Source organism: Actinoplanes sp. NPDC049599, from assembly GCF_044465625.1.
Lineage (GTDB): Bacteria > Actinomycetota > Actinomycetes > Mycobacteriales > Micromonosporaceae > Actinoplanes.
Genome location: NZ_JBITLX010000037.1, coordinates 66485 through 79412, shown reverse-complemented (window position 1 = coordinate 79412; position 12928 = coordinate 66485). Strand labels below are relative to the sequence as shown.

General features: G+C 71.9%; 11 protein-coding genes and 1 pseudogene. 8 read left to right on the top strand and 4 right to left on the bottom strand.

Annotated elements, in window-relative coordinates; translation table 11 throughout:
- Nucleotides 1–426: 426 nt before the first annotated feature.
- Nucleotides 427–1281, bottom strand: a complete 855-nt coding sequence (locus tag ACIBQZ_RS39085) for a Rieske 2Fe-2S domain-containing protein (RefSeq protein ID WP_396093982.1) — start codon at nucleotides 1279–1281, stop codon at nucleotides 427–429.
- A gap of 92 nt (nucleotides 1282–1373) precedes the next feature.
- Here ACIBQZ_RS39085 and ACIBQZ_RS39080 point away from each other — a divergent pair, with 92 nt between their 5' ends.
- The gene (locus ACIBQZ_RS39080) at nucleotides 1374–2231 is read left to right on the top strand and encodes an MEDS domain-containing protein (RefSeq protein ID WP_396093981.1); all 858 of its coding nucleotides are present in this window, start codon (nucleotides 1374–1376) and stop codon (nucleotides 2229–2231) included.
- Entirely contained in the window at nucleotides 2218–2661 is a 444-nt protein-coding gene (locus ACIBQZ_RS39075) for an ATP-binding protein (protein ID WP_396093980.1), read from the top strand. Before ACIBQZ_RS39080 ends, ACIBQZ_RS39075 begins: the two co-directional genes overlap by 14 nt.
- Here ACIBQZ_RS39075 and ACIBQZ_RS39070 read toward each other — a convergent pair.
- A complete protein-coding gene (locus ACIBQZ_RS39070; protein WP_396093986.1) occupies nucleotides 2658–4016 on the bottom strand; it encodes a dihydrolipoyl dehydrogenase family protein in 1359 nt (452 codons plus the stop codon). The genes ACIBQZ_RS39075 and ACIBQZ_RS39070 overlap by 4 nt on opposite strands.
- A 93-nt stretch (nucleotides 4017–4109) precedes the next feature.
- Here ACIBQZ_RS39070 and ACIBQZ_RS39065 point away from each other — a divergent pair, with 93 nt between their 5' ends.
- Both ACIBQZ_RS39065 and ACIBQZ_RS39060 read left to right on the top strand, forming a co-directional pair.
- Entirely contained in the window at nucleotides 4110–5201 is a 1092-nt protein-coding gene (locus ACIBQZ_RS39065) for a serine hydrolase domain-containing protein (protein WP_396093979.1), read from the top strand.
- 60 nt (nucleotides 5202–5261) lie between these two features.
- Nucleotides 5262–6122 carry a hypothetical protein gene (locus ACIBQZ_RS39060; RefSeq protein WP_396093978.1) on the top strand — a complete coding sequence of 287 codons (861 nt, stop codon included), beginning with the start codon at nucleotides 5262–5264 and terminating at the stop codon, nucleotides 6120–6122.
- Between the two features lie 134 nt (nucleotides 6123–6256).
- Here ACIBQZ_RS39060 and ACIBQZ_RS39055 read toward each other — a convergent pair whose 3' ends face one another.
- Entirely contained in the window at nucleotides 6257–7591 is a 1335-nt protein-coding gene (locus tag ACIBQZ_RS39055; protein ID WP_396093977.1) for a cryptochrome/photolyase family protein, read from the bottom strand.
- Between the two features lie 49 nt (nucleotides 7592–7640).
- On the bottom strand, nucleotides 7641–8546 hold the full coding sequence (locus ACIBQZ_RS39050) for a phytoene/squalene synthase family protein (protein WP_396093976.1): 906 nt from the start codon (nucleotides 8544–8546) through the stop codon (nucleotides 7641–7643).
- A 65-nt stretch (nucleotides 8547–8611) separates the two neighbouring features.
- Here ACIBQZ_RS39050 and ACIBQZ_RS39045 point away from each other — a divergent pair, with 65 nt between their 5' ends.
- The 4 genes and pseudogenes from ACIBQZ_RS39045 to ACIBQZ_RS39030 form a co-directional block, all read left to right on the top strand.
- On the top strand, nucleotides 8612–9769 hold the full coding sequence (locus ACIBQZ_RS39045) for a polyprenyl synthetase family protein (protein ID WP_396093975.1): 1158 nt from the start codon (nucleotides 8612–8614) through the stop codon (nucleotides 9767–9769).
- A 30-nt stretch (nucleotides 9770–9799) separates the two neighbouring features.
- Complete coding sequence (gene crtI / locus ACIBQZ_RS39040; protein ID WP_396093974.1) at nucleotides 9800–11305, top strand: phytoene desaturase family protein; 1506 nt, start codon at nucleotides 9800–9802, stop codon at nucleotides 11303–11305.
- Nucleotides 11302–11907: an isopentenyl-diphosphate Delta-isomerase gene (gene idi / locus ACIBQZ_RS39035; RefSeq protein ID WP_396093973.1), complete on the top strand. Its 606-nt coding sequence runs from the start codon at nucleotides 11302–11304 to the stop codon at nucleotides 11905–11907. Before crtI ends, idi begins: the two co-directional genes overlap by 4 nt.
- Nucleotides 11897–12124, top strand: a pseudogene (locus tag ACIBQZ_RS39030) (MerR family transcriptional regulator); the annotation flags it as partial. The gene idi and the pseudogene ACIBQZ_RS39030, both read left to right, overlap by 11 nt.
- Between the last annotated feature and the right edge of the window lie 804 nt (nucleotides 12125–12928).

Here is a 12928-nt window from a genome sequence, read left to right as displayed (position 1 = left end):
CCAGCCAAAGCAAAACCAATTGGCACTGGCTTATCTAGCACCCTGTTGAGTTCTCAAAGAACAACCACACACCAGAAAACCTGCCGCCACACTCGACGACCCGCTCCCGGGGCACTCGTTCAACTTTACTAGGTCTTCCGGGCCCTGTCAACCGGTATCTCCCGGTTCGTGCCGTTCGTACCTAGCGCACCCTTCGTCCCGGGCTCGGGGCGAGCTGCACAGGGCAGCATCACTACGATCCCGAAGTTCGAAGGATTTAGCAGGACGGCCGGTAGCTGGACTCCCTGGCCGGTTTACCCGGTCAGTTCGTTCTGCTTGCCTCGCCCGTTTCCCTGCTGGCTCGCAAAACATTACTCGCTCGTTTCCCGGGCTCCAAATCGGCCCCCCGTGTCGCGGGCCACAACGCGGTGACCTGCGGAAACCCGATCAGGGTGTGGCGACGCTCAGCAGACCGTCACGAATCCGGGTACGCAGCGTGGGCTGATCCCCGGCCGCCGGCCCGTGCACCACAAGGCCGTCCCTGAGGCGGAAGGTGCTTCCGTGCCACGGGCAGACCACACACGCGTTCTCGCCCGTTCCCTCGACCTCGCCCTCGCTGAGCGGGCCGCCCTGGTGGCCACAGCGCTCCACCATCGCGGTGACGTCGTCCCCGACGCGGTACAGCAGGACCCGGACGTCGCCGATCGTGCGCACCGTCGGCTTGCCCTCCGGCAGCGCGGCCACCTCGCCCACCTCGGCCCAGTCCTCGGGCAGGCGCAGCACCTCAGAGGAACCGTGGTTCATCTGGGCGCCCTGCTCGTAGGAGAGGTGCCCGCCCAGGTAGGCGCCGGCACCGGCAACGCTCAGTCCGGCGAACCCCAGTAGTTTGCCCAGCCCTCGCCTGCCGGAGATGCGCGCCGCGAGTGACCCGGCATAGAGGCCGAGAGCCACCGTGTTGGCCGCCGCGTGCACCAGGCCGACCCGGCGCTGGTCGCGGGAAAGCTCGGACCAGTCCACAAGCCCGGCGGCGACCGCCGGCGCCGCGCCGGCAGTGCCGACCACGATCAGCGTCGTCGCGGCCCGGTGCTGGCCCGGCAGGGCGTCAAGGACGGCGGCGCTCATGAAGGCGCCGACCGGCAGCTGGACCAGGACAGGGTGCAGGGGATGCCCGAGCCAGGTCCCGTGCAGCAGGTCCCGCAGCCTCCTGGGCTGAACCACGCGCTGCACGACGCCTTGCAGGCGGTCGCTGACAGCGTCCAGCGCCGAGGCCTGCTCCAGTCGGGAGATCGTCTGCCGCACCATGGGAACGGGGATACCCCGGATGGGCCGACCAAACCCGCTTGGGCACCCCCGCCATCGGGTACGTTTCCAGCCCTCGGGCCCTAGGAGGAAGCATGGTCGCCACGACACCGGTGGATCGACTCGTCCCCGGCGACCACGCCTGCCTGACCTTCACCGACCCGGAGGAACGGCTCGACATCCTGGCCGCCTTCGTGGCCGCCGGGCAGGACCGTGGCGAGCGGGTCATCTGCTTCACCGACGCGGCCGACGTCGACCTGCTGCGCGCCGAGCTCCTGGATCGCGGCCTGGAGGCCGGCCGGGAGCTCTCCGTCGTCACCAATGATCGGCTGTGGGGCGGCGGCACCGGGCCCGACGCCGGGACCATGGTCGAGCTGCTCGCCCATGAGCTGACCCGGGCCGACCGGGACGGGCGCACGGGCCTGCGGGTCACCGCGGACATGTGCTGGGCCGCGCGCCCGCAGGCGAACGCCGAGCAGTTGCTGGTCTTCGAGTCGGAGGTGGGCCGGCTCTTCGACGCGGGGCGGCTGACCACGATCTGCGAATACGACCGGGAGAGTTTTGATCCGGTCACTCTCGCCTACGCGGCCCGGGTGCATCCCCGGACGGTGGCGGCGACCGTCTACCACGAGGACCCGGTGCTGCGGATCTGCCGGCAGCACGTGCCGCCGGGGGTACGGGTGGCGGGCGAGCTCGACTATGCCCGGGCCGACGTGCTGAGCGCCGCGCTCGCCGAGGCCGTCCGGCTTGACCACGACGTGCACCTCAACCTGAACCACCTGCGCTTCATCGACGCCGGCGCCGCCGCGGTGATCCTGCAGACGGCGGCGCGCCTGCCGGAGTCGCGGCGGATGATCGTGGTCTGCCCGGAGCTCATCGAACGCACGTTGACGGTCGCGGGCGCGGCGGAAGTCCCGGCGCTGCGGATGCTGGTGCGCAATGGCGACCGCTGACCTGGCCGACCCCGACCGGCCGCTCCGCCAGGAGGCGCCGGCGGCGGAGCATCCGGAGATCCTGCTCGAGCAGGGCTTCAACGACGACAACCTGTACGGGGTGCGGGCCGCGGTGGCCGCGCACGCCGCCACCCTGGCGACCGAACGCGCCGTGGACACGATCGTGCTGATCGCCCACGAGCTGGCCAGCAACGCCGTCCGGCACGGCGGCGGCGCCGGCCGGCTGCGGCTCTGGGTGGCGGACGGCGCCCTGCACTGCGAGGTCAGCGACGACGGCGCGGGCCTGGAGAATCCGGCCGGCGCCGGGCACAGCCGACCCGCGCCCTCGCTGCCCGGTGGACGGGGGCTGTGGATCGCCCGGCAGCTCTCCGAGCTGCATGTCGTCACGTCCCCCGCGGGCACCACGATCACGGCGACACTGCCGCTCTAGAGCGAGTGCAGGGCGTCGCCGATGGCCCGGTGGAATGTCGGGTAGGCCCAGATGGTGGCCTGCAGGGTAGACACCGGAACCTCGGCCTGCACTGCCACGCTCAGCGCACCGAGCATCTCGCCGCCGGACGGGCCGGCCGAGGTGGCGCCGACCAGCACCCCGCGCGCCCGGTCGACCACGAGCTTGATGAATCCCTCGTTGCCCGGGCCGTGCACAAAACCGCGGGACGACGACGGCAGGCTCGAATAGCCCACCTGCACGTCGATGCCCGCGTCGCGGGCCTGGCGCTCGGTGAGCCCGACGGCGCCGATCTCCGGATCGGTGAAGGTGACGCGGGGCCGGGCGTGGTAGTCCGCCGCGGGGCCGCCCTGGCCGAGGATGTCGCGGACGGCGACGTCGGCCTCGTACATCGCCATGTGGGTGAAGGCACCGTTGCCGGTCACGTCGCCGACGGCCCAGACCCCATCGGCGGCGCGCATCCGGTCGTCGGTGCTCAGGAAGCGCGCGGACGGGTCGAGGCCGATCGTGTCGAGACCCAGCCCGTCGAGGCGGGCGGCACGGCCGGTGGCCACGAGCAACCGTTCGCCGGTCACCGTGGAGCCGTCGGTCAGCTGGACCGAGAAGCCGTCGGCTGCGTGCGTGACGTGCTGTGCGCGTACCCCCGTCAGGGTTTTGATGCCGTCGGCCGTCAGGGCCGCGGCCGCGGTCTCGGACGACTCGGGCTCCTCCATCGCGAGCAGCCGGTCGCTGCCCTCGATGACCGTGACTTGCGCGCCGAAGCGGGCCATGACCTGGGAGAGCTCGAGGCCGATGGCGCCGCCGCCGAGCACCAGCAGCGTGCCCGGCAGGGTTTCGGCCTCGACGGCCTCGCGGTTGGTCCAATACGGAGTGCCGGCGAGGCCGTCGATCGGTGGGACGACCGCCGTCGTGCCGGTGGCGATCACGATGCCCCGGCTCGCCACCCACTCCTGCTCGCCGGCCCTGACCCGGCCCGGCCCGGTGATCGTGGCCCGGCCGCGCACGAAGTGGCCGCCCTTGCCGGTGAAGCGGTCGACCGCGACCTTGTCGTCCCAGGTGTCGGTGGCCTGCTCGCGGATCCGCCGGGCGACCGGCGCCCAGTCGGGCCGCACCTCGGCCGTGCCGGCCAGGCCGGGGATGCGGCGGGCCTCGGCGAGCGCGTTGCCGGCGCGGATCATCATCTTGGTCGGGATGCAGCCCCAGTAGGGGCACTCCCCGCCGACCAGGGTGTGCTCGATGCCGACGACCGTGAGGCCGGCCTGCGCGAGCCGTCCCGCGACCTCTTCACCGCCCACGCCGAGGCCGATGACCACCACGTCTACTTGCTGCGCTTCCACGTCTACTTGCTGCGCTTCCACGTCCACTTGCTGCGCTTCGCCCATGGGACCAGCTTTCCACCATCGGGCGGCCCTCGGCGGTACCGTGCGCCCATGTCAGCGGACCGTAATGTTGATGGTTTTGTCGCCGGAGGTTACGAGCCCGTCCGGGAGGCTTTCGCGGCGGGCCCTCGCAGTGGCTCGGCCCTGGCGGTGCGGCGCCACGGCGAGGTGGTGGTGGACCTGCGCGAGGGCTGGGCCGACGCCGGGCGCACCCGGCCATGGGTCACGGACACCATGGTCAACGTCTATTCGGTGGGCAAGCCGGTGATCGCCCTGGCGGTCCTGCTGCTGGTCGATCGCGGCCTGGTCGGTCTGGATGATCCGATCGCGCGGCACTGGCCGGGGTTCACCACCGCGGCATCGGTGCGGCAGCTGCTCACGCACACGGCCGGGCTGCCCTATTTCCCGGTGCCGCGGGACGCCTCCGCGTGGCGCGACTGGGACCTGCTCTGCGCCGACCTGGCCGCCGCGAGCCCGGAGTGGCCCCCGGGCACGGTGGCCGCGGAACATGCGCTGACCTACGGTCACCTGCTCGGCGAGCTCGTCCGCCGGGTCGACGGCCGGTCGCCGGAGCGCTTCGTGGCCGAGGAGATCGCCGGGCCGTGGCGGCTTGATCTCGGTTTCGGCGCCACCGAGCCGGCCCGCTGCGCCGACCTGGAGTTCGACCGGCCGGACCGGCCGGAAGAGCTGCTCGGCGAGCCGGGCTCGGTGCACGCGCGGGCCATCGCGAACCCGCCCGGCTCGCGGGACCTCGCCGTCCTCAACGGCGACCTGTGGCGACGGTCGGTCATCCCGGCGGTGAACCTGCACGCGACGGCCGACTCGCTGGCGCGCTTCTATGCGGGGTTGCTCGCCGGCGGGGTGCTCGACGGCCACCGGCTGCTCCGGGCGGAACTCGTCGCCGACCTGGTCACGCCGCACTTCAGCGGTCCGGACCTCTTCATCGGCCAGTCGACGACCTGGGGCCTCGGCGTGCAGCTGGAGCCCGACGGGACCTGGGGCATGGGTGGTCTCGGCGGCAACGCGGCCTGGGCCGACCCGGCCACCGGCCACGCGATCGCCTACGTCACCCGCCGGATCGGCGACTTCGAGCGGGTCGGTGCCGTCGACAAGGCACTTTCCTCGGTGCGACTGCTTACCTGACCGGCGCCCCCGCCGATTCTGTGCCCCTGCGGAACAGAAACCACCGAGCAGGGGGCAAACATGCGGCGACGATGGCAGACCGGGCTGGTGTCCGCGGTTCTCGTGGCCGCGGCCGCGGTATCGCCCGGGGCTTCGTCCGCGGGCAGCGCGGGCCTCACGGCGGCGCCGGTCAACACCCGGGCCATGTGGCTGTGGGGCGCCGACCCGGCGGCTGAGGTGATCACATGGGCCGCCGGGCAGAACATCTCCGAGGTCTTCGTCTACGTCTCGCCGACGGTGCTCACCGACGGCAGCCTCGAGCGGTTGCAGGACCTCAAGGCTCAGGCCGTCGCCAGGCGGATCAAGCTGCGGGCGCTGGGCGGGGAGACCGAGTGGGTCACCGACCACGCGGCTGCCCTGGCGTGGCAGCGGACCGTGGTGTCGACCGGCCTCTTCGACGGGATCCACCTCGACGTCGAGCCGTACCTGGTCGACGGCTGGACCACCAACCTGCAGGCGACCGAGGCTGCGTACCTCAAGCTGCTGGACCGGATGCGGCTTGCCAGCAAGCTGCAGCTGGAGGTCGACGTGCCGTTCTGGTTCGGCCAGTACAAGATCGGCCGCAAGAACCTGGCCGACGAGGTGCTGCGCCGGGTGAACGCGGTCACGGTGATGAGCTACCGCGACACCGCGACCGGGCCGAACTCCCTGCTGGGGGTGAGTCAGGACTGGCTGACCCGCGGGAAGGCGGCCGGCAAGCGGGTGCGGCTGGCGGCGGAGACCGGGCCGCTGGCGGACTGTGCCTACTGCACCTTCCGCGAGGAGGGCGCGGCGGCGCTGCGGCTGGAGCTGGCGAAGGTGGACACCGCGACCCGGCAGACGGCAGCCTTCGGTGGCATCGCCGTGCACCACTACGGCGCCTGGCGGACGTTGCCCGCCTGAGGTTTCCGGCCCGGCGCGCTGGGAAGTTTGTCGCGGGTCCTGCCGACCTTCAACGGACGAACGCAACGGGTCGGCAGGACCCGCTTCCACATCCCATCCGGCGAACCGGACGGGAAAACTCACCGCCGCCACGGTCAGGGCCGCAGCCACACCGCTTCGTCGCGGTGCGATTCGAGCGGACCTGGATAGTCGAGACCTGAACGAACCGTATCCGGTAGTCGCCATGGCTGGTGCACGGCTTTGCCCGCGACCGCCTTCAACTCCGGAACGTAGCGACGAACGTACTCGCCGTCGGGATCGAAGCGTTCCGCCTGCCGGATCGGATTGAACCTCCGGTAGGGCTTGGTGTCGTTGCCGGTGCCGGCCACCCACTGCCAGTTGCCGGAGTTGTTGGGCACGTCACCGTCGATCAGCCAGCGGAAGAACCACCGCACGCCGTGCCGCCAGTCCAGCCCGAGGTGCTTGGTCAGGAACGACGCGGTGATCAGGCGGGCCCGGTTGTGCATCCAGCCCTCGGCCTGCAGCTGCCGCATGCCCGCGTCGACCACCGGCACCCCGGTCGTCCCCTCCTGCCAGTGCCGCAGCGCCCCCGGGTCGTCGCGCCACTCGCCGTCGCCCGCCTTGCGGTAGGCCTCGGTCGAGATCGCCGGGAACGCCGCGGTGACCTGGTAGTAGAAGTCGCGCCAGCAGAGCTGGCGGGCATAGGCGGCCGGCCCGGGGCCGTCCTGCCCGCGCGCCGTGTTCGCGACGGTCAACGGCGAAACACAACCAAACCGGAGGTACGCGCTGAGCCGCGAAGTCCCGTCGGCGGCCAGGTCATCGTGCAGATCGTCGTACGGCCCGACGTGCCGCAGCCACGTCTGCAGCCGGCGGCGTCCCTCCGTCTCACCCCCGCCGGCCGCCCCGGGCGACTCCCCCGCCGGCGGCTCGGGCAGCTCCCCGATGGTCACCTCGGGCGGCAGCACGATCCGCGCGGGCGTGGCGACCTCGTCGCGCCACTTCGCCGACTCCCAGGCCCGGTAGTACGGCGAGAAGACCTTGTAGTGCCCACTGCCGCCACCCGGGCGCACGTCGCCCGGCGGCACCACCGTGGTGCCGGGGAACAGCCGCAGCGCGATGCGGTGCTGCTCACATTCCTGCTCGAAGCGCTGCTCGCGACGGCGGGCGTAGCCGCTGACGTCCCCGCTCAGCGCGATGCCCTCCGCGCCGACCTCGATGGCGAGCTTGATCGACTCGGCCACCGGGTCGCCCGTCCGGATGACCAGGTCACCACCGAGGCCCCGGAGGCTCTCGCGGAGGTCGGCCAGGCTCTGGTGCAGGAAGCGGGCGCGGTTGGCCGAGAGCCGTTGCAGATGCGGGTCGAGAACGAAGAGCGGGACGACCTGCTCGGCGTTGGCGCAGGCGGCGGCCAGCGCCGGGTTGTCGTGCACCCTCAGGTCTCGGGTGAACAGAACGACGGCCGTCTGCATTTCAACTCCGCTCTCTGATTGCCATGGTCCGGCGGTGCGCTTCGTTTGCTCAGGTGCGCGCGAAGGCGGTCGCGGGGGTGCCTGGTCGGGTCAGCAGGGACCTGGCGACCACTGCGGCCCGGCGCTGGTTGGGGACTGTCGCCCGGCGGGCGAAGACGTCGTAGTCCTCGGCGGCGACCTCGTCGAGGATGCCGCCGTACAGCTCATAGGCCGTGCGCATGCAGGCCTGGGAGCCGCGCTGCAGCAGCGGGATGCCCGGCGCCGCGGCGGCGTAGTGCTCGTCGGCCCGCGCGACCTCGGCGCGGATCAGCGCCTTGATCTGCGGGGTCGACCGGCCCGCCGCGCGCGCGGCGAACAGGTCGTCGCGGGTGACGCCGAACTCGGCCAGATGCGCGTCGGGTAGGTAGGTGCGGCCGCGATCGAGATCCTCGGCCACGTCCCGGATGAAGTTGGTGAGCTGGAAGGCAAGGCCGAGCTGGCGGGCCGGCTCGCGGGCCGCGGCCGGATCGGTCGAGCCGAGGATCGGCAGCATCATCGTGCCGATGACCGCGGCCGAGCCCTCCATGTAGTCGAGCAGGTCGTCGTAGGTCGCGTACGAGGTGACGGTCAGGTCCATCGCCATGCTGCGCAGAAACGACGCAAAGTCAGCGCGGTCGAGGTCGAAGACCGCGATGGTGTGCAGCACCGCGGGCAACAGCGGGTCGTCGGTAGGTTTCCCAGCCAGGCCCGCGAGGAACTCGTCGGACCAGGCGGTGAGCCGGGCGGCGCGCTCGGCCGGCGGCAGGTCCTCCGTCCGGTCGACGATCTCGTCGGCATAACGGGTGAATCCGTACAGGGCGTGCACATGGCGTCGTTTCCACCGGGGTAGCAGGCGGGTCGCCAGGTAGTAGGTGCGGCCATGGTGTTTGTGCAGCTCACGGCACCGCTCGTAGGCCGCTGCCAGATCGACCTCCACGGTTCCTCCCAAGAAAATCGACGCATGAATCGACGCAACTGGCAGCCTACGGTAATGTCGCCGTCGTGGCCAACGACATCCTCGAGGGAAACCCCCGCATCGGGATACCTCGTCAGACCGTCCCCGCGGACGGCTTGACGGCTGCCGTCGAGGGCACCCTGGCCGAGTTCCTGAGCGGCCAGACCGCCGCGCTGGACGACGTCGATCCGGCGCTCGGCCGCTTCGCCCGCACGACACGGGATCTCGTGCTGGCGGGCGGCAAGAGGCTGCGCCCGACGTTCGCCTACTGGGGGTGGCGCGGCGTGGTGGCCGCGCGCGAGCCCGTCGAGCCGGTGCTGCCGGCCCTCGCGGCGCTCGAGCTGATGCACTCCTTCGCACTCGTCCATGACGACGTGATGGACGACTCGGCCACCCGGCGCGGTGGGCCGACGGCGCACCGCATCTTCGCCGCCCAGCACAGCAACTCGGGCCGGATCGGCGACCCGGACCGGTTCGGCACCACCTCGGCCATCCTGGTCGGCGACCTCTGCCTGGTCTGGGCCGACCAGTTGCTGGCCCGCGCGGCGCTCTCCACCGCGACCCTGTTCGCGGTGCGCGCCTGCTACGACCACATGCGCATCGAGGCGATCGCCGGGCAATATCTCGACGTCCTCGGCGAGAGCGAGCCCACCGCCTGGTCCGTCGAGCGAGCGTTGCTCGTCGCCCGGCACAAGACAGCGAGCTACACGGTGCAGCGGCCGCTGCAGTTCGGGCTGGCGCTGGCCGGCCCCGGCGGTGCGGACGCGGCCGCCGTCGACGACGCCTACAACCGTTACGGCATCGCGGTCGGCGAGGCGTTCCAGCTGCGTGACGACCTGCTCGGCGTCTACGGCGACCCCATGATCACCGGCAAGCCGGCGGGCGACGACCTGCTCACCGGCAAGCCCACCACCCTGCTCATGCTCGCCCACCAGCTCGCCACTCCCGCCCAGCGGGCCGAGCTGGCCCAAAACCCCGCCGGAGCCGTCATCCCCGCCGACGGCTCCGGCGGGCTCACTTCCCCCGCCACGGTCGCCCGCCGGGCCGAGGTCATCGCCGAGACCGGTGCGGTCGCGCAGGTCGAGGCGCTGATCGAGCAGCGGGTGGCCGACGGCATCGCGGCGCTGGCGAGCGCGCCTATTCACGACGACGCCCGTGCGGCGTTGACGAGCCTGGCGGCGCAAGCCACGCATCGCCGAGCATGATGGACCTACCGACCCCCTGGAGCAGTTGACGTGCGAAGAGTGACGGGATCTACGGACCGGGTAGTGGTGGTGGGCGCCGGACTCGGCGGTCTCGCCTGCGCGCTGCACCTCGCTGCGGCCGGGCGGCAGGTGACCGTCGTCGAGCGCGAGCCGGTGCCCGGCGGCCGGGCCGGGCGACTCTCGGTCGACGGATACGAATTCGACACCGGCCCGACCGTGCTGACCATGCCCGAGTTGATCGCGGAGCCGCTGGCCGCCGTCGGGGAGAAGCTCTCCGACTGGCTCGAGCTGACTCCGCTGGACCCGGCGTACCGCGCCTTCTACCCCGACGGCTCCACACTGGACGTCCGCACGGACACGGTGAAGATGGCCGCCGAGATCTCCCGCGTCTGCGGCCCGCGCGAGGCGGACGGCTATCTCCGCTTCGTCGACTTCGCCCGCGAGCTGTGGCGCCTGGAGCGCAACAACTTCATCGACCGCAACCTGGACACCCCGCTCGACCTGATGAACATGAGCCTGCTCAAGCTGCTCGGCATGGGCGGCTTCCGGCGGCTCCAGCCGAAGATCGACCAGTACTTCCGCGACCCGCGCACCCAGCGCATCTTCTCCTTCCAGGCCATGTACGCCGGTCTGGCCCCGCACGACGCGCTCGCCATCTACGCCGTCATCGCCTACCTCGACTCGGTGGCGGGTGTCTTCTTCCCCCGCGGCGGGATGCACGCGGTGCCCAAGGCGATGGCCGGCGCGGCCGAGAAGCACGGCGTGCAGTTCCGCTACGAGACGACGGTGGCCCGCGTCGAAACGACGAACGGCCGGGCCACCGCCGTGATCACCGAGGGCGGCGAGCGCATCCCGGCCGACGTCGTGGTGCTCAACCCCGACCTGCCGATCGCCTACCGCGATCTGCTGCCCGAGTCCCGCCGCCCGCGCAAGCTCAAATACTCGCCGTCCTGCGTCGTGCTGCACATCGGGTCCAGCCAGAGCTACTCCAAGATCGCGCACCACAACATCCACTTCGGCGCCGCGTGGAAGGGCACCTTCGACGAGGTGATCCGCCAGGGCCTGCTGATGAGCGACCCCTCGCTGCTGGTCACCAACCCCAGCCACAGCGACCCGAGCGTGGCCCCGTCCGGCCGGCAGACCTACTACGTGCTCGCCCCGACGCCGAACCTCGACGTAGCGCCGCTGGACTGGAAGGGCGGCCTCGGCCGGCGATACGCCGACGAGCTCGCGGGCGTATTGGAACAGCGCGGTTACGTGGGATTCCGCGACGGGATCGAGGTGGAACGCATCATCACCCCGGACGACTGGGCCGCACAGGGCATGGCCGCCGGCACCCCGTTCGCCTCGTCCCACACCTTCACGCAGACCGGCCCGTTCCGCCCGAGTAACCTGCACCCGACTTTGCCCAACGTGGTCTTCACGGGCTCCGGCACCCAGCCGGGCGTGGGCGTCCCGATGGTGCTGATCTCCGGCAAGCTGGCGGCCAGCCGGATCACCGGGACTTCGGCGGATCTCGTGGGGAGGGCCCTGTGACCACGTCACGCGAGGCGCACCTGGTTGAGCTCGTCGACACCGACGGCACCCCGGCCGGCGCCGCCACGGTCGGCGACGCCCACCGCGCTCCCGGCCAGCTGCACCGGGCCTTCTCGGTGTTCCTCCGCGATCCGGCGGGACGGGTGCTGCTGCAACAGCGGGCCGCGGTGAAGACCCGCTTCCCACTCCGCTGGGCAAACACGTGCTGCGGTCACCCGCTGCCCGGCGAGACCCCGGCGGCCGCGGCCAACCGCCGGCTCGTCGAGGAGATCGGCGTGGGCGACGTCGAGCTGACCGAGGCCGGCGTGTACTCGTACTACGCGGAGGACCCGACAACCGGACTGGTGGAATACGAGTACGACCACGTACTGCTCGGCGAGGTGGCCGCGGACGCTCGACTGCTCGTGGACCCGGACGAGGTCGCGGATGTGCGCTGGGTGTCCGTCGACGAGCTGAACGCGGGGCTGCGGGAGGATCTGCGCTCGTACGCGCCCTGGCTGCCGGGCGTCACCGAGCGACTGATCCGCCACCTGGCCCTCGGGCCGGCGGCCGGCGTCACCCCGTCCACCGACGATGCACCGGAGCGGTCGGGTGGCCGATGAGGCCTTGACGGCCGGGGCGGTCGCCCGCCGTCTGGGCGTCGCCGTGACCACCTTGCGCACCTGGCACCAGCGGTACGGGCTGGGGCCGAGTCACCACGTGCCGGGCCAGCACCGCCGGTACACGCCGGAGGACATGGACCGCCTCCAGGTGATGCGCAGGCTCACCGCCCAGGGCGTCGCACCGGCCGAGGCCGCCGCCTGGGCGCGCCGCGTGCCCGTCCCGATCGACGTATCCAGCCCGATCCCACCGAGCCACCAGGCCGCCCCGGCCGACGCTGGGACGCCGCACCCGGAAAAGGCGCGACCGGCACGCGCTGACCGGCGCGGGCCGCGCGGCCGGGAAGACGTGTCTCCGCCCGCCGGCGGGGCGGTGAGCCCAGGTCTCTCCGAGCCGGGGGCTGCAGCGGTGGGGCCTCGGCTCCCTGACGGCATTTCCTCGACCGACGAGCAATCTGCGCCGGGCGGTAACGCTGCGGGGACACCGGGCGGTGGAAAGTCAGCGCTCGGTGGGAGCGGTGGTCCAAGGCAAACCGACGCTGGGCATCCGGCGGACGGGCAGGACCCGAGGGCGACGGCCGGCCGGATCGCTCTTGACGCAGCCGCCGACGCCGACGCCGCGTCCGGCAGAAACGCTCCCCGCTCAGCAGCCGGCGCCGACCCGCTGGTCGGCGGCGAAGGCGCCTACGCCGGCCCACTGGGCGGCGGCGAAGGCGCATACGCCGGCCCGCAGGCCAGCGGCCAAACCACCGGCGTCCACCCGCTGGTCGACGGTGAAACACTCGGCGCTGGCCCACTGGGCGGCGGCGAAACCACCGGCACTCGCCCCCTGACCGGCGGTGAAATCACCGGCACTGGCCCACTGGACGGCGGGCAGATCACCGGCGCTGGCCCACTGACCGGCGGTGAAACTGCCGAAGATGGCTTCCCGACCCGCGGAGACGCCGTTTTGCCCGCGCTGCACCCGGGGCTTCCGCTTTCCGAGTGGCCTGAGTCGGATGCCCGCGCCGGTTCCGCGAACGCA

What these genes read in the sequence shown, in the direction of transcription:
- ACIBQZ_RS39075 (WP_396093980.1), top strand. Translation starts at nt 2,218, where the DNA reads ATGGCGACCGCTGACCTGGCCGACCCCGACCGGCCGCTCCGCCAGGAG.
- ACIBQZ_RS39055 (WP_396093977.1), bottom strand. Translation starts at nt 7,591, where the DNA reads ATGCAGACGGCCGTCGTTCTGTTCACCCGAGACCTGAGGGTGCACGAC.
- ACIBQZ_RS39080 (WP_396093981.1), top strand. Translation starts at nt 1,374, where the DNA reads ATGGTCGCCACGACACCGGTGGATCGACTCGTCCCCGGCGACCACGCC.
- ACIBQZ_RS39065 (WP_396093979.1), top strand. Translation starts at nt 4,110, where the DNA reads ATGTCAGCGGACCGTAATGTTGATGGTTTTGTCGCCGGAGGTTACGAG.
- ACIBQZ_RS39060 (WP_396093978.1), top strand. Translation starts at nt 5,262, where the DNA reads ATGCGGCGACGATGGCAGACCGGGCTGGTGTCCGCGGTTCTCGTGGCC.
- ACIBQZ_RS39085 (WP_396093982.1), bottom strand. Translation starts at nt 1,281, where the DNA reads ATGGTGCGGCAGACGATCTCCCGACTGGAGCAGGCCTCGGCGCTGGAC.